The sequence below is a fragment of the Pseudomonas cichorii genome, assembly GCF_015471405.1.
GTDB lineage: Bacteria > Pseudomonadota > Gammaproteobacteria > Pseudomonadales > Pseudomonadaceae > Aquipseudomonas > Aquipseudomonas serbiensis.
The window spans coordinates 16,978-36,525 of record NZ_BLVZ01000012.1 but is presented as its reverse complement, the minus strand read 5'-3'; the positions used below and the strand labels follow the sequence as shown (position 1 = coordinate 36,525).

Annotated in this window: 14 protein-coding genes; 10 read left to right on the top strand and 4 right to left on the bottom strand. The window is 58.4% G+C overall.

Annotation, left to right across the window (positions count from 1 at the left end; all coding sequences use genetic code 11):
* Window positions 1-36: 36 nt before the first annotated feature.
* Window positions 37-3,537 carry a response regulator gene (locus tag JL015_RS19180; protein WP_201019552.1) on the bottom strand — a complete coding sequence of 1,167 codons (3,501 nt, stop codon included), beginning with the start codon at window positions 3,535-3,537 and terminating at the stop codon, window positions 37-39.
* A gap of 347 nt (window positions 3,538-3,884) precedes the next feature.
* Here JL015_RS19180 and JL015_RS19175 point away from each other — a divergent pair, with 347 nt between their 5' ends.
* Together JL015_RS19175 and JL015_RS19170 are read left to right on the top strand one after the other, a co-directional pair.
* A complete protein-coding gene (locus JL015_RS19175) occupies window positions 3,885-4,244 on the top strand; it encodes a response regulator (protein ID WP_201019551.1) in 360 nt (119 codons plus the stop codon).
* A 46-nt stretch (window positions 4,245-4,290) separates the two neighbouring features.
* Complete coding sequence (locus JL015_RS19170; RefSeq protein ID WP_374063446.1) at window positions 4,291-5,559, top strand: glycosyltransferase; 1,269 nt, start codon at window positions 4,291-4,293, stop codon at window positions 5,557-5,559.
* Here the strand turns inward: JL015_RS19170 and cobF are convergent, their stop codons facing one another.
* On the bottom strand, window positions 5,560-6,315 hold the full coding sequence (cobF, locus tag JL015_RS19165) for a precorrin-6A synthase (deacetylating) (protein ID WP_201019550.1): 756 nt from the start codon (window positions 6,313-6,315) through the stop codon (window positions 5,560-5,562).
* Window positions 6,316-6,420: 105 nt separating this feature from the next.
* On the opposite strand from cobF, the gene JL015_RS19160 reads away from it, so the two are divergent.
* The 8 genes from JL015_RS19160 to JL015_RS19125 all read left to right on the top strand — a co-directional run bounded on the left by JL015_RS19160 (window position 6,421) and on the right by JL015_RS19125 (window position 15,830).
* Window positions 6,421-7,326, top strand: a complete 906-nt coding sequence (locus tag JL015_RS19160) for an AraC family transcriptional regulator (RefSeq protein WP_201002016.1) — start codon at window positions 6,421-6,423, stop codon at window positions 7,324-7,326.
* A gap of 240 nt (window positions 7,327-7,566) precedes the next feature.
* A complete protein-coding gene (locus JL015_RS19155) occupies window positions 7,567-8,889 on the top strand; it encodes an ABC transporter substrate-binding protein (RefSeq protein WP_201019549.1) in 1,323 nt (440 codons plus the stop codon).
* Window positions 8,890-8,963: 74 nt separating this feature from the next.
* A complete protein-coding gene (locus JL015_RS19150; protein WP_201019548.1) occupies window positions 8,964-9,896 on the top strand; it encodes a carbohydrate ABC transporter permease in 933 nt (310 codons plus the stop codon).
* Between the two features lie 10 nt (window positions 9,897-9,906).
* Window positions 9,907-10,740 carry a carbohydrate ABC transporter permease gene (locus JL015_RS19145; RefSeq protein ID WP_201002010.1) on the top strand — a complete coding sequence of 278 codons (834 nt, stop codon included), beginning with the start codon at window positions 9,907-9,909 and terminating at the stop codon, window positions 10,738-10,740.
* A gap of 31 nt (window positions 10,741-10,771) precedes the next feature.
* Complete coding sequence (locus JL015_RS19140; RefSeq protein ID WP_201019547.1) at window positions 10,772-11,875, top strand: ABC transporter ATP-binding protein; 1,104 nt, start codon at window positions 10,772-10,774, stop codon at window positions 11,873-11,875.
* 20 nt (window positions 11,876-11,895) lie between these two features.
* The gene (locus tag JL015_RS19135) at window positions 11,896-13,377 is read left to right on the top strand and encodes a mannitol dehydrogenase family protein (RefSeq protein ID WP_201019546.1); all 1,482 of its coding nucleotides are present in this window, start codon (window positions 11,896-11,898) and stop codon (window positions 13,375-13,377) included.
* Window positions 13,378-13,386: 9 nt separating this feature from the next.
* The gene (xylB, locus tag JL015_RS19130) at window positions 13,387-14,868 is read left to right on the top strand and encodes a xylulokinase (RefSeq protein WP_201019545.1); all 1,482 of its coding nucleotides are present in this window, start codon (window positions 13,387-13,389) and stop codon (window positions 14,866-14,868) included.
* 23 nt (window positions 14,869-14,891) lie between these two features.
* The gene (locus JL015_RS19125; RefSeq protein ID WP_201019544.1) at window positions 14,892-15,830 is read left to right on the top strand and encodes a carbohydrate kinase family protein; all 939 of its coding nucleotides are present in this window, start codon (window positions 14,892-14,894) and stop codon (window positions 15,828-15,830) included.
* A gap of 61 nt (window positions 15,831-15,891) precedes the next feature.
* Here JL015_RS19125 and JL015_RS19120 read toward each other — a convergent pair whose 3' ends face one another.
* Together JL015_RS19120 and JL015_RS19115 are read right to left on the bottom strand one after the other, a co-directional pair.
* Window positions 15,892-16,446, bottom strand: a complete 555-nt coding sequence (locus JL015_RS19120) for a hypothetical protein (protein WP_201019543.1) — start codon at window positions 16,444-16,446, stop codon at window positions 15,892-15,894.
* A 142-nt stretch (window positions 16,447-16,588) separates the two neighbouring features.
* Window positions 16,589-19,489: a sensor domain-containing phosphodiesterase gene (locus JL015_RS19115; RefSeq protein ID WP_201019542.1), complete on the bottom strand. Its 2,901-nt coding sequence runs from the start codon at window positions 19,487-19,489 to the stop codon at window positions 16,589-16,591.
* Window positions 19,490-19,548 lie beyond the last annotated feature (59 nt).

Genomic DNA, 19,548 nt, shown 5'->3' with positions numbered 1-19,548 from the left:
AAACCTGAAAGAGTGAATCGGTTGGGCCACTGCCATTCAAATACGTTCCATTTTCGGCAGCCAGACCCGGATCAGCGAGAATAGCCGGTCAAGATCGATCGGCTTGGCCAGGTAATCGTTGGAGCCCGCTTGCAGGCAACGCTCCTGGTCATCCTTCATCGCCTTGGCAGTCACCGCAATGATCGGCAGCTTGCGCCAGCGCGGGTCTTTGCGGATCTCGACAGTCGCTTCGTAACCATCCATTTCCGGCATCATCACGTCCATCAGCACCAGATCGATATCCTCGACCTCGTTGAGCCTGGCAATTGCCTCAAGGCCGTTGCGAGCGATCTCGACCACGGCACCCTTGTGCTCCAGAGCGCTGGTGAGGGCAAAGATATTGCGTACGTCGTCATCGACCACCAGGATCTTGCGCGCCTCGAAGACCTTGTCACGGCTGCGTGCGGTCTTGAGCATTTTCTGGCGCTCGTTGGAGAGCTGCGACTCGATCTTGTGCAGAAACAGCGTCACCTCATCGAGCAGACGCTCCGGCGAACGGGCACCCTTGATGATGATCGAGCGCGAATACTTCATCAGCTCGGCTTCTTCGTCACGGGTCATGTTACGCCCCGTGTAAACGATCACCGGCGGGAAGGCACGGATGTCCTCGGTGGACATGCGCTTGAGCAATTCATTACCCAGCATGTCCGGCAACTTGAGGTCGATGATCATGCAGTCGTAGATGTTCTCGCGCAACAGATCCAGAGCTTCCTGAGCGAACCCCACTGCGGTGATCTCGATATCATCGTCGCCAATCAGACGCGCGATGCTGTCACGCTGCAAGGCATCGTCCTCGACCAGCAGGATGCGCTTGACCTTCTGGGTCAGCTTGGCTTCGAGCCTGGCGAATACATCCTTGAGTTCTTCGCGGGTGGTCGGCTTCACGGCATAGCCGATGGCCCCCATGTGCATGGCGGCCTCCTGACGATCCTCGACGGAAATCACATGCACCGGGATGTGTCGGGTAGGCGCCAGTTCCTTGAGGCGTTGCAGCACGGTCAGCCCGGAGTGATCCGGCAGACGCATGTCCAGCAGGATTGCGTCGGGAGTGTACTGCGCCGCCAGATTGAAGCCGTCATCGGCGGCGTGGGCGACCAGACAGTCGTATCCCAGTTCGTGGGCCAGATCGAAAAGAATCTGGGCGAACGACACTTCATCCTCGATGACCAGAATGCAGCGACCGCTGAACGGCGCCTTGTGGCGATCATCGGCAAAGGTCGGCTGAGGTTTTGCCGACACAGGCTCGGCAACGGGCGGGCTCACAACCGGCAGCGTGACGACGGGCGAGGAAATGATCGCAGAGCGCTCGCCAGCATCCTCTTCACGCCCTTGATCGACGTATTGCTCCGGCAGCACCAGAGAGAAAATACTGCCCTGCCCCGGCGCGCTGGTGACGCTGATGGAACCGCCAAGCAACGCTGCCAGATCGCGGGAAATCGACAACCCCAGACCGGTGCCGCCGTAACGACGGTTGGTCGTGCCGTCGGCCTGACGGAAGGCCTCGAAAATGCTTTGCTGATGCTCCTGGGCAATCCCGATCCCGGAATCGCGCACGGTAAACACAATGCCCGCTCCCGGTTGGCGGGAGACGATCATGCTGACAGAACCGCTCTCGGTGAACTTGATCGCGTTGGACAGCAGGTTCTTGAGGATCTGCTCCAGACGCTGGCGGTCGGTGAACAGCATGGTCGGCGTGCCAGGTTGCACCTCCACGCTGAAGTCCAGATTCTTGTCGGTCGCCAAAGGCTGGAACAGGCCGCGCAGGCCATCCACCAGACGCGACACACTGCTGTTCTCCGGCCGAACCTCCAGCTTGCCCGCCTCGACCTTGGAGATATCCAGAATGTCATTGATCAGGTTCAGCAGGTCATTGCCCGCCGAATAGATCGACTCGGCAAACTTCACCTGCTCTTCGGTGAGGTTCTCTGTCGGGTTTTCAGCCAGCAGCTTGGCCAGGATCAGCGAGCTGTTGAGCGGCGTGCGCAGCTCATGGGACATGTTGGCCAGGAATTCGGACTTGTACTTGCTGGAACGTTGCAGCTCATCGGCACGGGCCTGCAACTCAACCTGGGCCAGGCTCAGCTCTTCGTTCTTGCTGTCCAGGATGTCGCGCTGGTCTTCAAGCGCCTGGCTTTGTTCGGCCAGTTGGGTATTGGTCTGCTCAAGCTCGGCCTGCTGGGTTTCCAGATGCGCCTGGGATTCCTTGAGGATGCGCGATTGCTCTTCGAGTTCTTCGTTGGCGGTGCGCAACTCTTCCTGCTGGACCTGCAACTCTTCGTTGAGCTGCTGGGTTTCGGTCAGGACTTCCTGCAAGCGCTGGCGATAACGCGCCGCTTCGATGGAAGTCCCTACATTCGCTGCCACCAGCTCCAGGAATTCGGTGTCCTTGTCGGTCAGCGCCCGCAGAAAGCCCAGTTCGACCACACCATTGACCTGATCGTCATTGGTGGTGGGCACGATCACGACACTGCGCGGCAGACCTTCGCCCAGACCCGAGCTGTACTTGAAGTAATCGCTGGGCAGTTCATTGAGCGTGACGATGCGGTTCTGCTGCGCGGCCTGACCGATAACGCCCTCACCGCTGAAGATTGTCTGCTCCTGCTGCTCCTGCTCTCGGGAAAGGCCGTAAGAGGCCACACGCTGCAGACCACCATGCTCCTGGCGAACATAAACAGCCGCAACAACCGCGCCCAGGTACTGGGCAAAGAATTGCAGAATATGCAGCCCGAGGGTGTTGAGAGTCAGTTGCCCCAGGACCTGCTCAGCCAGTTCGCTCTGACCATTACGCAACCAGGCGACCTTCTGCAGGCGCTCAGCGTTATCTTCGAGCTGACTGAGGTTTGCGCTGTAGGTATTTGAAAGAGAAAGCAGATCACGCCTTCCGAAGTAAGCGAGGATGCCACTGACCGTCAGCACAAAGATCAGGTACAGCACCACCGACGCAATGGTCGTGCGGGTCACGTCGGCATTGCGTGCAAGACGCAACTGCTGCTCCATGGAAATGGCCTGATCGTACTCGGAGCGGATTTCATCGGTAATACGCTTGCCACGCCCTGACTGGGTAGCCGTCCGATAATCCCCACTCTGACGACGCAGATCGATCATCTCCTGAGCGAAACGCTCCCACTCCTCATGCAGGGTGGCCAGTCGGCGAAAACGATCCAGTTGCGTCGCGTTATCGGCAACCAGTTCTGCCAGGGTTTTCAGCTCTGCCTTGAGCACAGGTCTTGCGACTTCATAAGGGTCAAGAAAGCTTTCCTGGCCGGTCAGCAGAAAACCGCGCATCCCCGTCTCCATGTCGATGGAGAGTTTCATGGAGCGGTTGGTGCTATTGATGACCCGATCCGTATGCTCGACCCATTGGATGACCGAGAGCAGATAGGTGATCAGCAAGACAAAGAAAAACGCACTTAAAACGCCAACACCCAGCGGCAGACTGACATTACGAACCAATAACTTGCGAAAGCGCTGTTCATCGACGACAGACGTCCGGATCATGAAAAGTCCCTGGCGATATATCAAAACGTTAGAGTTTGCCGCAACGGCAAGAAAAAGACTCAGTTTTCTCACATAGAGGATTGAAATCTCACACATAAATCGGCGATAAGCTCGCCCACATCAAGCGAATAAAGCCTGCTGGCAAAGGATAGCTATTCGATTCGATTCTGACGGAACTTCTGGTTGTGTTTTATTTACTGATGGAAGGAATGGGCAAGAAATCACCCGTCCCGATCAGACCAGGCTGTTTTTGACGGCTGCATGATCCAAACGCAGTGACTTTTCGTACAAAAGCCCGCAGGCTGCGCCAGTGCGTAGCCTTCACTACCATTTTCTAGGAAATCGCCATGCCTGACGCAGCCAACACCATTCTTGTGGTCGAAGATGACAGCATCGTACGCATGCTGATCGTCGATGTGCTTGAAGAACTGGAGTATCAGGTACTTGAAGCGTCGGACGCCCAGGAGGCGCTGGCCCATATCAAGGACGAGGCCACTCACATCGACTTGCTGATGACCGATCAGGGCCTGCCTGACATGCGTGGTACGGAGCTGGCCAGACAAACCCGGCAACTGCGCCCGCAACTGCCGGTCCTGTTTGCCAGCGGCTATTCGGAAAACATCGAAGTCCCGGATGGCATGCATTCGATTGGCAAGCCGTTTTCCATCGATGACCTGCGCGACAAGGTAAAAAGCATCCTTGGCTAATCATGACGTTCACCCTGCACAGACTCCGCCCCGAGTAAAAACCAGCCTGCTGATCATTGGTTATGTATGGCCCGAGCCCCGTTCCTCCGCGGCCAGCGGCCATGTCATGCAACTGATCCAGTGTTTTCTCGAACAGGATTGGCACATCACCTTCGCCAGCCCGGCCACCGAAGGTGAACACCGGGCCGACCTGAAAAGCCTGGGGATTGAAGAAGTCCATATCGAGCTCAACAGCAGCAGCTTCGATACCTTCGTCAGTGAGCTACAGCCCGATATCGTGCTGTTCGACCAGTTTCTCATCGAAGAGCAATTTGGCTGGCGCGTTGAAAAGCATTGCCCGAATGCCTTGCGGGTACTGGAAACTTCCGACTTTCAGAGCCTGCGCCATACACGCCATCAGATTCTCAAGGAGCATTTGAATGAATCGTCAGAGCCTGACGATCTGAATGACTTTTTCGCGATCGACCATTCAAGCCTCTTTGCCCGAATCGCCAGCAGCGATCTGGCCCAGCGCGAAGTGGCCTCACTCTATCGCTGCGACCTCAACCTGATGGTTTCTGACGTGGAGATCGACCTGCTGAGCGGCCAGTTCGGCGTGCCGAAATCCCTGCTGCACTGGTGCCCATTGATGCTCGATGGCGTACCGGACAGCGTGACGCCGTTCGAGCAGCGGGCGCACTTTCTCAGCATCGGCAACTTCCGGCATGCGCCCAACTGGGACGCCGTGCTCTGGATGAAAAACGCCATCTGGCCACTGATTCGCCAACAGTTGCCGACTGCGCAATTGCATATCTATGGCGCCTACACACCGCCCAAGGCCACCGCTCTGCATAACGCGGCGCAGGGTTTTCATGTCATGAACTGGGCCGAAGATGCCCTGCAAGTGATGTCTGCCGCGCGCATCTGCCTGGCACCGATACGCTTCGGGGCGGGCATCAAGGGCAAGCTGATGGATGCCATGCTCAGCGGCACGCCTTCGGTAACGACGCCCGTGGGCGCCGAAGCCATGAGCGGCGACCTGCCATGGCCTGGCGCAATTGCCCGCAGCGCCAGCGAAATCGCCAGCGCGGCAGTGCGCCTGTATCAGGATCAGACCTTGTGGACTGAAGCCCAGACCGCAGGCCGGACCATCCTTCAGGCGCGCTTTCAGCACAGGCAACACTGCGCGAGCCTGATCGAACGTATCGAAACCCTGCGTCAGGACTTGCCGCGCCATCGCCTCACCAACTTCACCGGCGCGATGCTGCGCCATCACCACCACAAAAGTACTCAGTACATGGCGCAGTGGATCGAGGCGAAGAATCGCAAGGATTGATCAACATTTGCGCAGTAGATAGGTATCCATAATCCAGCCCTTGCGGCTGCGGGCTTCGTCCCGTAGCCGCCTGATCTGCCCACAGACCTGATCGAGCGGGCCGGACAGCAGGATCTCGTCCGGCGTGCCCAGATAAGCCCCCCAGTAGATATCCAGCCCCTGCCCGACAAAGCGCTCGAAAGTGCAGTGTGCATCGAGCATCACGACCACATTATCCAGTTCACTCTCGGGCATGGCAGCCAATCGCCTGCCGGTGGTGATGCGGATCGGTTCGCCAATGCGGTTCAGCGGCACCCGATGTCGTGCTACCAGCGCCTGAACGCTGGTGATGCCGGGAATCACCTGATACTCGAAGACCTCCCGGCCACGCGCCAGTACCTGATCGAGAATCCTGAGGGTGCTGTCGTACAGCGACGGATCCCCCCAGACCAGAAACGCCCCGACCTCCCCCGCTCTCAGTTCATCACCGATCAGCCGCTCGAACAGAACCGCCCGCTGCTCATGCCAATGTTCGATGCCGCGCTCATAGCCCTGGGGATCATCTTCGCGCTGCGGGTCCCGGACCTGCACCAGTCGATAGTTGTCGTTCTGGATATAACGCTGACAGATGTCTTTTCTCAGGCGCAGCAGATCATCCTCGGCATAGCCCTTGTCCAGCAGGAAGAACACCGTGGCGCGGTTCAGGGCATTGATGGCCTGCACTGTAATTTGTTCAGGATCTCCGGCACCAATACCGATCAGAAGGATCTGTTTCATCAGGCAATGACTCCGGTTTTGATGCGGACAGCATTAGACGACTGGGCATGAATAGAACAATTAAGGCACATTAGCAGACTGGCAACTTCTGAAGGCGGTCAGACCATGACAAGAACAACAAGAATCACAGACCCTTCCTACGAATTGATGGACGATCACAATGGCCTGTCGATCATCTACCGCGAACACGGTTTCCCCTGCCCGCTGGTGCGCTGGCATTTCCACAAGGAATACGAGCTGCATCTGATCGTCGCCAGTTCAGGCAAGGTGTTCGTCGGTGACTACATTGGCAACTTCAACCCCGGCAGCCTGTTCCTCACCGGGCCGAACCTGCCGCACAACTGGATCAGCCAGATTCAGGAAGATGAAGTAGTGGCCAAGCGCGACATGCTGGTCAATTTCACCGATGAACTGCTGGAAAGCGGCAACCAGGTGTTTACCGAACTCAAGAGCCTGACCCCGCTGCTGGAGCGCGCCCGGTACGGCATCGAATTCCGCTGCAAGCGCACGATCCGTCAGGCCATGAAGCTGATGCAGAAAATCGCCGACTCCAGCGGTATCACCCGGCTCGGGCACTTCCTGATTCTGCTGGAGCTGCTGGCGGCCAGCGACGACTTTCAACTGCTTTCGGGGACCACGGTGTCGCACATGGCCGACGAGCACAGCGTTGAGCGCACCAACCGGGCGGTGGACTACATTTTTGCCCACTATGGGCGCGAATTGCCCCTTGAAGAGGTCGCTGAATACCTGGGCATGAAACCGACGTATTTCTCTCGTGTATTCAAACAGGCCACTGGCCGCTGCTTCGTGGAGTTCGTCAATCGCCTGCGCATCAGCAAGTCCTGTGAGCTGCTGGCCGATGGCGACAAGCCGGTGACGGATATCTGCTTCGAGTCGGGATTCAATAACATTTCCAACTTCAATCGCCGCTTCCAGCAGCTCAAAGGGATGACGCCGTCACACTATCGACGCCTTGCCGTCCAGCGCCTGACCGAGCAGAACCTGTACTGATTCACCCTGCCTGCGGCCATCTCGTCTACGCTGATTCTGCATTGCAGCCTGCCTGAGCGCGGTTGCGGTGCGTTTTCAAAGCACTGCCGAATGCAAAAAAGTATCAGTTGAAGTGCGGTGCAGGATTTGTCATCGCGTCTCAAGGTCGTTGTAATCAGCTCACATCTTCCTCACCTCCGGAAGAGACAAAAACAATAACCGACCCTCCATGACTCCCAGAGCATGGACGAGGAGTGATCAATGAAGAACCCAGCAAAATTACTGCTTGCCAGTTCAGTCCTCAGCGCCGGTTTCCTGTTCGGCGGCAACGCTGTTGCAGGGACCGTGACCATCGCCACGGTCAACAACAGCGACATGATTCGCATGCAACGCCTCTCCAAGACCTTTGAAGAACAACACCCTGACATCAAGCTCAACTGGGTCGTGCTGGAAGAAAACGTCCTGCGCCAGCGTCTGACCACCGACATCGCCACCAAGGGCGGCCAGTTCGACGTGCTGACCATCGGCATGTACGAAGCCTCACTGTGGGGCGCCAAGGGCTGGTTGCAGGAAATGAAGGATCTGCCTGCCAGTTACCAGCTCGATGATGTCTTCCCGTCGGTGCGCGACGGGTTGTCGGTGGACGGCAAGTTGTTTGCCCTGCCGTTCTATGCAGAAAGCTCGATTACCTACTACCGCAAGGACCTGTTCCAGAACGCAGGGCTGACCATGCCGGAGCGTCCGACCTGGATCCAGATTGCCGAGTTCGCAGGCAAGCTCACCGACAAGTCCAAAGAGCAATACGGCATCTGCCTGCGCGGCAAGGCCGGCTGGGGCGAGAACATGGCGCTGATTACCACAGTGGCCAACGCCTACGGCGCACGCTGGTTCGATGAACAATGGAAACCCCAGTTCGATCAGCCGGAATGGAAAGACGCCCTCAACTTCTACGTCAACACCATGAAGCAATCCGGGCCACCGGGCGCATCAAGCAACGGTTTCAACGAGAACCTGGCGCTGTTCAACAGCGGCAAGTGTGCGATCTGGGTCGATGCCAGCGTGGCCGGCTCCTTTGTCACCGACAAGAGCCAGAGCAAGGTCGCCGACCATGTCGGCTTTACCTATGCGCCTCATCAAGTGACGGAAAAAGGCTCGTCGTGGCTGTATTCCTGGTCGCTGGCGATTCCGACCAGTGCCAAGAACACCAAGGACGCCCAGGCCTTCACTCAGTGGGCAACATCCAAGGAATATGCCGCTCTGGTCGCAGAGAAAGACGGCGTATCCAACGTGCCGCCAGGTACGCGGGCATCGACCTACACGGATGAATACAAGAAAGCCGCGCCATTCGCCGATATCACCCTCAAATCGCTGATGGCCGTGACGCCCAAGACACCAACGCTCAAGCCGGTGCCTTACGTGGGCATCCAGTTGGTGACCATTCCCGAGTTCCAGGCCATCGGCACCAGTGTCGGCCAGCAGTTCTCGGCTGCACTGATCGGTCAGTCGACAGTGGAGAACGCCTTGAAAATGGCGCAAAACTCCACCGAGCGCGACATGAAACGAGCCGGCTACCCGAAAAAGTAGGCCTCACGACTCAAGCCGAGGGGCACTTGCCCCTCGACTCCCGCTGACAGGCAAATCCCGGTTCGGAGTTCCCCATGAAGACCTCAGCCATTCCTGCTCGCCCGGATTTGTCCGGCGATGCCTCCAAGGCCAGAAACAAAAGGTTCAAACCCGGATGGTTTCTGGTCAGCCCTTCCGTGGCGCTCTTGCTGGTCTGGATGATCGTGCCTCTGGGCATGACCATTTATTTCTCGCTGATTCGCTACAACCTGTTGAGCCCCGGCGAAAACGAATTCGTCGGGCTGGAAAACTTCACGTACTTCGTCACCGACAGCGGTTTCCTGCCCGGTGCCGGTAATACCTTGTTGCTGGTGGGCAGCGTACTGGCGATCAGTGTGATCCTCGGTGTATTGATTTCCGCCCTGTTGGAAGCCAGCGAGTTTTTTGGTCGCGGCATCGTGCGGGTGCTGTTGATCTCGCCGTTTTTCATCATGCCCACGGTCAGCGCCCTGATCTGGAAGAACCTGATTTTCCACCCGGTTTCCGGCGTTCTGGCCGCCGTGTGGCGCTTCTTCGGGGCCGAGCCCGTCGACTGGTTCGCTCATTACCCGATGCTGTCGATCATTATCATCGTGTCCTGGCAATGGTTGCCGTTCGCGATCCTGATTCTGATGACCGCCATGCAGTCGCTGGATCAGGAACAGAAAGAGGCCGCCCGACTCGATGGTGCCGGGCCGATTGCGATTTTCTGGCACCTGACCCTTCCTCACCTGGCCCGGCCAATTGCCGTGGTGGTGATGATCGAAACGATTTTCCTGCTCTCGGTGTTTGCCGAAATCTTCACCACCACCAATGGCGGGCCGGGCTTCGCTTCGACCAACCTGGCGTACCTGATCTACATCCAGGCGTTGCTGCAGTTCGATGTCGGCATGGCCTCGGCGGGCGGCCTGATAGCGGTCGTCATTGCCAATATCGCGGCGATCATCCTGATCCGGATGATCGGCAAAAACCTCACCGACAAGTCATGAGGGCCTTGCCATGATGACGCTCAAACAATCACGCCGCCTGCAAAGCCTGCTGCTCGGGGTCTTGTCCTGGCTTATCGCCGCACTGGTGTTCTTCCCGATCTTCTGGATGGTGCTGACCAGCTTCAAGACCGAGATCGACGCCTTCGCGACGCCGCCGCAACTGTTTTTCACCCCGACGCTGGAGAACTACCTGCACATTCAGGAACGCAGCGATTACTTCCACTTCGCCTGGAACTCGGTACTGATTTCGTTCAGCGCCACGATCCTGAGCATGCTGGTGGCCATTCCTGCTGCCTACTCCATGGCCTTCTTCGAGACCAAGCGCACCAAGAGCACACTGCTGTGGATGCTCTCCACCAAGATGCTGCCGCCGGTGGGCGTGCTGATGCCGATCTATCTGCTGGCCAAGACCTTCGGCCTGCTGGATTCGCGTCTGGCGCTGATCATCATCTACACGCTGATCAACCTGCCGATCGTGGTCTGGATGATTTACACCTACTTCAAGGACATTCCGGGAGAAATCCTCGAAGCCTCGCGGCTGGACGGTGCCAGCACGCGCCAGGAAATATTCCGGGTGCTGATGCCGATCTGCAAGGGCGGCCTGGCTTCGACGGCGCTGCTGTCCTTGATCCTGTGCTGGAACGAGGCCTTCTGGTCCCTGAACCTCACCTCGTCCAACGCCGCGCCGCTCACTGCACTGATCGCCTCGTACTCAAGCCCTGAAGGGTTGTTCTGGGCCAAGCTCTCGGCCGTCTCGACCCTGGCCTGCGCACCGATCCTGATTTTCGGCTGGATCAGCCAGAAACAACTGGTCCGCGGCCTGTCGTTCGGCGCAGTCAAATAGCCCGAATTCAAGAATAAAAACGGAGTCAAGCATGGCTAATCTCAGTATCAGAAATCTGCAAAAAGGCTTCGACGGCCATCAGATCATCAAAGGCATCGATCTGGATGTGAAGGACCGCGAGTTCGTGGTCTTTGTCGGCCCGTCGGGTTGCGGCAAGTCCACCCTGCTGCGCCTGATTGCCGGGCTTGAGGAAGTCACCTCGGGGAGCATCGAACTCGATGGCCGCGAGATCACCCAGGTCACACCGGCCAAGCGCGACCTGGCCATGGTGTTCCAGACCTACGCCCTGTACCCGCACATGACCGTGGGCAAGAACCTGTCCTTTGCCCTGGACCTGGCGGGCGGCGACAAGGCCGAGATCAAGAAGAAAGTGGATGAAGCCGCACGCATCCTGGAGCTTGGGCCACTGCTGGAGCGTAAACCCAAGCAGCTTTCAGGTGGTCAGCGCCAGCGGGTCGCCATTGGCCGGGCCATCGTGCGCAACCCGAAAATCTTCCTGTTCGACGAACCGCTTTCCAACCTTGACGCTGCTTTACGGGTACAGACCCGGCTGGAGCTGTCGCGCCTGCACAAAGAGTTACAGGCAACGATGATTTACGTCACCCACGATCAGGTCGAAGCCATGACTCTGGCCGACAAGGTGGTGGTGCTCAATGGCGGCAAGGTGGAACAGGTGGGCTCGCCACTGGAGCTGTATCACCATCCGGCCAACCTGTTTGTCGCGGGTTTTCTCGGCACGCCGAAAATGGGCTTTCTCAAGGGCCGGATCAGCCGCGTCGACAACCAGGACTGCGAAGTCGAACTGGATGCCGGTACACGCATCACCCTGCCGGTAAGCCGTGCCGGCTTGAGTGTCGGGGCTCCGGTCACGCTGGGTATCCGTCCCGAGCATCTGAACATTGCCCAGAGTGACGAGTGTCAGTTGCAAGTCACCGCCGATGTCAGCGAGCGCTTGGGCAGTGATACCTATTGCCATGTCCGCACCCGTTCGGGCGAAGCCTTGACCATGCGTATCCGTGGCGATCTGGCCAGCCAGTACGGCGAAACCCTGAACCTGCATCTCGATAGCGCCCACTGCCATCTGTTCGACGATCAGGGGTTGGTCATTGCCAAGGCCTTGCCGGTCGCTGCCTAACGTATTGGAGAGCCTTTGACATGAAACTGAACAAACAGAACCTGTCGCAACTGGGTGCCGATATTGCCCGCCCCGCCTACTCTGCCAGCGAAACCCGCCAGGGCATTGCCCATATTGGCGTCGGTGGATTTCATCGCGCACATCAGGCGTTTTACACCGATGCATTGATGAACAGCGGTGAAGGTCTGGACTGGAGCATCTGCGGCGTCGGCCTGCGCCCCGAAGACCGGGCCGTGCGCGATGCACTGGCCGGCCAGGACTATCTGTACACCCTGTATGAGTTGGGCGACACGCCGGACACTGAAACCCGGATCATCGCCTCCATCAGCGGCATGCTGCTGGCCGAAGACGATCCTCAAGCCCTGATCGACAAACTGGCCAGCCCGGACATCCGCATCGTGTCGCTGACCATTACCGAAGGCGGCTATTGCATCGATGACAGCAACGGCCAGTTCATGGCGCACCTGCCGCAGATCCGCCACGACCTGACCCACCCCAATACGCCCGGCACGGTATTCGGTTTTCTGTGTGCCGCGCTGGCCCGTCGGCGTGCTGCGGGCATACCGGCCTTTACGCTGATGTCCTGCGATAACCTGCCCCACAACGGCGCCGTTACCCGCAAGGCACTGCTGGCCTTTGCTGCCCTGCGCGATGCCGACCTGCATGACTGGATTGCCGAAAACGTCAGCTTCCCCAATGCCATGGTCGACCGCATCACGCCCATGACCAGCTCGGCCCACCGCCTGAAACTGGCCGATGAAAAGCATATCGACGACGCATGGCCAGTGGTCTGCGAGCCGTTCGTGCAATGGGTGCTGGAAGACAAGTTCGTCAATGGCCGCCCGGCCTGGGAAAAGGTCGGCGTACAGTTCACCGACGACGTGACGCCCTACGAAGAAATGAAGATCAAGCTGCTCAACGGCAGCCACCTTGCATTGACCTACCTGGGTTTTCTGAAGGGTTACCGCTTCGTCCACGAAACCATGAACGACCCGCTGTTCGTGCGTTATATCCGGGCCTATATGGACCTGGATGTCACCCCGCAGCTGGCTTCGGTGCCAGGCATCGATCTGGAAGGCTACAAGGACACGCTGATCGAGCGTTTCTCCAATCAGGCGATTGCCGATCAACTGGAGCGTGTGTGTTCGGACGGCTCGTCGAAATTCCCCAAGTTCACCATTCCGACCATTAACCGGCTGATTCTCGATCAGGGCAATCTGGAGCGCGCATCACTGGTGGTGGCTGCCTGGGCCTTGTACCTCAAGGGCGTGGACGAGAACGGCACGACCTACAGGATTCCCGATCCACGGGCTGACTTCTGTCAGGCGCTGGTGGCCGACGATGTTTTGCTGACTCAGCGGCTGCTGGGCGTGGAAGAAATCTTTGGTCTGGCAATCCCCCGCTCCGCCGAGTTCGTCGCAGCCTTTGAGCAGAACCTCAATAACCTGCGGGACTTGGGAGTCAGCGGCACACTGGAAAAAATACTGGCCAACAGCCCTTGAGAGGCAACCATGTTTCTTGGAATCGATTGCGGGACCCAAGGTACCAAAGCCATCGTTCTGGATGCTGATAGCGGTCAGGTGCTGGGCGAAGGCTCAGCCCCGCACAGCCTGATCAGCAACGCCCATGGCCGACGCGAACAGGATGTGCAGCAGTGGCTGGACGCGCTGGAACAGGCGACCCGCAGCGCTCTGAAACAGGCTGGCATTTCAGGCCAGCAGATCAAGGGCATTGGCGTTTCGGGCCAGCAGCACGGTCTGGTGCTGCTGGACGCTCAGGGCCAGGTGCTGCGCCCGGCCAAATTGTGGTGCGACACCGAAACCACTCCCGAGAACCAGCGTCTGCTGGATTATCTGGGCGGCGAGCAAGGTTCGCTGCAACGTCTGGGGCTGGTCATTGCACCGGGCTATACGGTTTCCAAGCTGTTGTGGACCAAGGAGCAGCACCCGGAACTGTTCGGGCGCATCGACAAGATCCTGCTGCCTCACGATTACCTCAATTACTGGCTGACCGGGCGTTGCTGCACGGACTATGGGGATGCGTCGGGAACGGGCTACTTCAATGTTCGCAGCCGGGAATGGGATCTGCCGCTGCTGGCGCATATCGACCCGACCGGCCGCCTGGGCAAGGCGCTTCCAGAACTACTGCCGGCGCAACACAAGGTCGGCACGATTCGGGATGAAGTCGCCAGGCGGCTGGGCCTGAATCCCGAAGCGGTGGTGTCCAGCGGTGGCGGCGACAACATGATGGGAGCCATCGGCACCGGCAATATCCAGCCGGGCCTGATTACCATGAGCCTCGGTTCGTCAGGCACCATCTACGCCTTTGCCGATCAGGCATTTGTCAGCGAGCAAGCGTCGGTGGCAACCTTCTGCTCCTCATCCGATGGCTGGCTGCCATTGATCTGCACCATGAACCTGACCAATGCCACCAGTGCGATTCGCGAGCTGTTCGCGCTGGATATCAAAGGCTTCAATCAGGCCATAGCCCAGGCACCGATTGGCTCGGAGGGCGTGCTCATGCTGCCGTTTCTAAACGGCGAGCGGGTCCCCGCCCTCCCCGATGCCACCGGCAGCATTCTGGGCCTGAACAGCACCAACCTGACCCAGGCCAACCTGTGCCGGGCCGTGGTTGAAGGCACCAGCCTCGGGCTACGCTACGGGCTGGACCTGCTGCGGGCCAGCGGTATCAAGAGCCAGACCATCCGTTTGATCGGCGGCGGCTCGAAAAGCGCCATCTGGCGGCAGATGATTGCCGACATCATGGATGCTCCCGTCATCTGCACCGAATACGCCGAAGCGGCAGCACTGGGCGCGGCGATTCAGGCGGCCTGGTGCTGGTCTGGCGAGCATGGGCAGACAGCGGATCTGCAAGCACTTTGCGAACGTTGTGTCAGGCTTGATCCAGATAGCGAAACCCATCCAGTCCAGGAGAACGTGGCCGCCTACGAGCGAGTCTATTCACGTTATCAAGATCAATTGCGGGCAGCCTGATCCTGCCCTTTCACGGAGCACCTATGTTTCTTGTCTGCGGCGAAGCGCTTTTTGACATTTTTACCCGAGCGGACGACAACGGCTCGCTCAACCGGCTGGGCCTTGAAGCCATTGCCGGTGGCTCCCCCTTCAACGTGGCGATAGGTTTACGCCGTCTGGGGGTCGAAGCGGCCTTTTTTGCCGGGCTGTCCACCGATTATCTCGGACAGCGCCTGCGGGCGGTGCTGGAGCAGGAAGCGGTCAACCCCGATTACCTGATCGACTTTGCAGCGCCTACGACCCTGGCCATGGTCGCAGTCGGTGCCAATGGCTCGCCCACCTACAGTTTCCGGGGCGAAGGCTGTGCCGACCGGCAACTGCGCCTGGAACACTTGCCCACACTGGATGAAAAAGTGCGCGGCATTCATGTCGGTTCGTTTTCACTGGTTGTGCAGCCGGTCGCCGATACCTTGCTGGCGCTGGTTGCCCGGGAAAGCAACAACCGTCTGATCACCCTGGACCCGAATGTGCGGCTCAATCCGGAGCCGGATATAGAGCGCTGGCGCACCCGGATCCACGCCTTTGCCGAGCACGCGCATATCATCAAGGTCAGCGACGAAGACCTGCACCTGCTCTACCCGGACAGCACCCCGCAAAGCATTGCGCAAGAGTGGCTGAACAAGCGCTGCCAGTTGGTGGTCCTGACCCGGGGTTCGGAAGGTGCCAGCATTTTTACCCGGCAACACGGAAACTGGTCGGTGGCGGCACAAAGCGTCAAGACCGTGGATACGGTGGGCGCAGGAGATACCTTTCAGGCAGCATTGCTGACGTTCCTCAGCGAACGCCAACTGGACAACGCGCAAAGCCTGGAATCACTGTCGCGGGAAACCCTGGATGAAATGCTCGGCTTTGCCGTCAGGGCAGCGGCACTGACCTGTACCAAGGTGGGGCCGGATCTGCCGTATCGGCATCAGCTGGCGTGATTTTCGCGACTGAAGTCGCTCCTACACCCGCGTAGGAGCGAATTCATTCGCGAAAGATACGCTACGCAACCATCCCGGCCTTGATGCCGTTGATTCTGGCATTGATGTCATCAACGGCAGCGGTTTGCTGCTCCTTGAGAGCTTCCTGGACTTTCTTGTCCAGAGCCAGTTTCTCTTCAGGCGTCATGGCGTCGTATTCCTCTTTGCTGACGCCAGTGAGTTTTTCACGCATTTTCTCTTCGGCAGACTGCTTCATGTAATCCATGAATTCCTGCTGAACAGAGCCAGTCGGAGTACCCGTATTGATTGCACTGGTTGAGCCGGTCGAGGCGATAAAACCGTTATCGCTGTCGGCAGTCGCCTCGGACAGGGTTTTCTCGGCCAGGGTCTTGATGTTGAACATCATCCGGGCAAAAGACTCGTCATACCCATTGTTGCTCTTGGTACTGTCCTGAGATGCGGAACTGTCTGCCCTGGCGGTCACCGGAGTGACTGCCGGAACCAGACTCTCAGCAGCCGCAACAGTACTGAATGAGTTCTGGGAAACCTCATCCACTGTCTTGCGCCCGACGAATCTGGAAACCAGACCTTCGAGCGTGCCGTTGTTGATAATCATCTTTCACCTCCTGCGGTGGGTGCGCCCCTTTCGCAGCAAAACCAGTGCCAGCCCTCTCAACAAAATATAATCGACTGATTAATAAGGACTTTATTACAGAGGCCCGACCAAAAGCCTAACAGGAAAGGAAAGACAATGCCGGTCATGGCAAGTCATTGCCGGTCTGGTTCCAGTGCTGGCCCAACTCGATATCCTTGTTCAGGTCGAGCTGCTCCAGAGGCAACGGCATCGCAAAGTGATACCCCTGAGCCTGCCCCGCTCCCATACCGCGCAGCAGCTCCAGGGTAGCGCGGTCTTCAACCCCTTCGGCCACCACCGTCAGATCCAGCGACTCGGCCATTCGTACGATAGCGCGCACAATGGCCCGGCTTCTGGCGCTGGTCGTCAGCTCCAGAATGAAGGATTTGTCGATCTTCAAGCCGCTGAAGTGATACTGATGCACATAGCTGAGCGATGAGAAGCCCGCTCCGAAATCGTCCAGCACCACCGACATGCCCCTGTCAGCCAATTGTTTCATGGACTGACGAGCCTGCTCGGGATCTGCCACCAGCGCGCCTTCGGTCAGCTCCAGGCAAAGCCGCGAAGGCGCAACGTCGTATTCCGCCAGCAAGGCCAGTACTTCGGAGGCGAACTCGGGACGGGTGATGCTGTAACTGGAGCAGTTCACATGCACCGGCGGCCAGTGAGCATTGGCCGGATCAGCCAGAATGGCAATCACCCGCTGCAACATGTAAAGGTCCAGACGCCCGATAAGGCGAAACCCTTCCAGAGCTGGCAGAAAGCTGCCGGGAGCGATGACCCGACCATCGGGTTGACGCCAGCGGATCAAGGCTTCAAGCGCCAGCAGCTTGCCGGTGTTGACGCAAATGATGGGCTGAAAATACGGAATCAGTTCGTTGGTATGTTTGAGCGCCTTGCGCAATGCGCCTTCGCGCTCGACCTGGTCCGAGACTTCGCGACGCAACTCCTGATTGAACACGACAAAGCTGTCACGCCCACCATTCTTGGCCCGGTACATAGCCGTGTCCGCATCACGCAGCAAATCGGCTGGCTCCTGGTGAAACTGACGATCAGCCCCGACCACACCGATACTGCACGAAGAAAAGACCGAATGGCCGCTGATAAAGAACGGCAGGTCGAACGCTTCAAGAATGCGCTCGGCAATCCCGACCCCGACAGCCAGCGGCGCACCGATCCCCAGCACAGCAAATTCATCGCCCCCCAGACGCGCAAGCAGATCGCAATCGCGGATACAGCTGCGCAACCGCGCAGCCGCCTGGACCAACAGGATATCGCCAAAGTGATGGCCCAGGCTGTCGTTGACGACCTTGAACCGGTCCAGGTCAATAAACATGACCACCAATTGCTGGTCATGTTTATTGAAAGCCTGCCAGGCTTCTTTCAGGCGCTGTTGCAACTGGCTGCGATTGGGCAGGCTGGTGAGTGAGTCATGGGAGTTTTCATGCTGAAGCCGGGCATTGGCCAGATCCAGCTCACGGGTACGGTCCTGAACCCGTGCCTCAAGGCGCAGATTAGCGGTATGTATCGCCTCGGCAGCGCTACGCCGGGACAAGGCCGTATCGATATGGCGAGAGACGAAGGTCAGCAACTCCTGATCGCGCAGGGTGTAGCTGACGTTCTGCGAATAGCTCTGCACCGCCAGCACGCCTCGTACATCGTCCCCCTCGAACAGGGGAATGCCCAACCAGGATGACGAACGATTGGATTCATTCTGAATCTCGATTTCACCTTCCCTTTCCAGCTTGTAAGCATCTTCTTTATCGATCAGGCAAGGACGGCGCTGGCGGATGACATATTCGGTAAAGCCACGCTGCCCCCGCCGCGACCTGGGAGGCGTCGCCAGTCGCTCATCGCTGTAATACGGGAAGGTCACTTCTTGTGTAGAACTGTCGTACAGGGCGATATAGAAGTTGTACGCCACCAGCAACTCGCCGACGATCATATGCAGGCTGTGGAACAGTTCTGCCATATCGCCCGGCTGGCTGGACAGCTCGGTAATCTGGAACAACGCACTCTGCAGGTGCTCTGCCCGCTCGCGATCTGCCACCTCCTGCCTGAGTGCATCGTTGGCGGCCGAAAGCTGCTGGGTGCGCAGCAACACCGTATGTTCCAGGTCGGCCCGGTGCAGAATCCGGTCCAGCGCCATCGCCACATGCCGGGCAACCACCAGAAACAGCGCACGGTCTTCGACACTGTAAATCCGCGAGACGTCGTAGACCTGCATGGCCAGCATGCCAAAGACTTCGTCCGATGACTTCTTGAGCGGTGCGCCCATCCAGAACTCGGGATGACGCCCCTCGCAGAAAACGCGCCCCTGAGCCTGAGCCTGCCTGATAGCGATGGCATCAATGAACATCGGCTGGCCGGTGGTCAGGACATAGCCCGTCATGGATAGCCGTGAGCGGTCGAGATACTCGAAGCTCTCCGGCTCCAGCGCTTCGTGGTCGGCTACATCGATGTAATAGGGATAAGTGATCTTGTCTCGCTGGCCGTCGTACAGCGCCAGATAGAAGTTCTCGGCATCGATCAGAGTCGCCAGCTGTTTATGGATGCCTTTGAGGAAGGTGCTACGGTCCCGTGTCGAACTGGCCAGATGACTGATTTCATAAAGGACGCGCTGGGTATTCTGCGCCCTGACCAGAGCAGCACTTTGCAAGAGATACCCCAATCGCAGGGCCAGATCGGCCAATTGCGGGTTATCGGCTTCGGACAGGGGCGCCAGCAACCAGCCCAGCGCCGCTTCGCCCATCCCCATGACCCAGCGATGCAACTGCCGCGAGCGACAGAAGTCATCGAAACCGTCACAGGCAATTTCCCCAAGCCAGTCAGCCTGTACACACCCGCTCCCCAGCAGACGCTTGTGTGACCCGGCACCGTAGGCCGCCCATGCCACATTGGGCATGCGGCTTCTCGCCTCGCGCAGCAAGGCTTCCACGGAGTCTTCATCTGAAGGTGCAGGTGATACAGCACAAGAGTCATCAGTGGACTGGTACAAGTCTGGGGACAAAGGGGGAACCTGCATGAAAAACACCAAATCCTGAAGCTGACTGCGGCTATCTTCATCGGCAGCCCCCAATGGTG

What these genes read in the sequence shown, in the direction of transcription:
- JL015_RS19180 (WP_201019552.1), bottom strand. Translation starts at nt 3,537, where the DNA reads ATGATCCGGACGTCTGTCGTCGATGAACAGCGCTTTCGCAAGTTATTG.
- JL015_RS19175 (WP_201019551.1), top strand. Translation starts at nt 3,885, where the DNA reads ATGCCTGACGCAGCCAACACCATTCTTGTGGTCGAAGATGACAGCATC.
- cobF (WP_201019550.1), bottom strand. Translation starts at nt 6,315, where the DNA reads ATGAAACAGATCCTTCTGATCGGTATTGGTGCCGGAGATCCTGAACAA.
- JL015_RS19160 (WP_201002016.1), top strand. Translation starts at nt 6,421, where the DNA reads ATGACAAGAACAACAAGAATCACAGACCCTTCCTACGAATTGATGGAC.
- JL015_RS19155 (WP_201019549.1), top strand. Translation starts at nt 7,567, where the DNA reads ATGAAGAACCCAGCAAAATTACTGCTTGCCAGTTCAGTCCTCAGCGCC.
- JL015_RS19150 (WP_201019548.1), top strand. Translation starts at nt 8,964, where the DNA reads ATGAAGACCTCAGCCATTCCTGCTCGCCCGGATTTGTCCGGCGATGCC.
- JL015_RS19145 (WP_201002010.1), top strand. Translation starts at nt 9,907, where the DNA reads ATGATGACGCTCAAACAATCACGCCGCCTGCAAAGCCTGCTGCTCGGG.
- JL015_RS19140 (WP_201019547.1), top strand. Translation starts at nt 10,772, where the DNA reads ATGGCTAATCTCAGTATCAGAAATCTGCAAAAAGGCTTCGACGGCCAT.
- JL015_RS19135 (WP_201019546.1), top strand. Translation starts at nt 11,896, where the DNA reads ATGAAACTGAACAAACAGAACCTGTCGCAACTGGGTGCCGATATTGCC.
- xylB (WP_201019545.1), top strand. Translation starts at nt 13,387, where the DNA reads ATGTTTCTTGGAATCGATTGCGGGACCCAAGGTACCAAAGCCATCGTT.
- JL015_RS19125 (WP_201019544.1), top strand. Translation starts at nt 14,892, where the DNA reads ATGTTTCTTGTCTGCGGCGAAGCGCTTTTTGACATTTTTACCCGAGCG.
- JL015_RS19120 (WP_201019543.1), bottom strand. Translation starts at nt 16,446, where the DNA reads ATGATTATCAACAACGGCACGCTCGAAGGTCTGGTTTCCAGATTCGTC.
- JL015_RS19115 (WP_201019542.1), bottom strand. Translation starts at nt 19,489, where the DNA reads ATGCAGGTTCCCCCTTTGTCCCCAGACTTGTACCAGTCCACTGATGAC.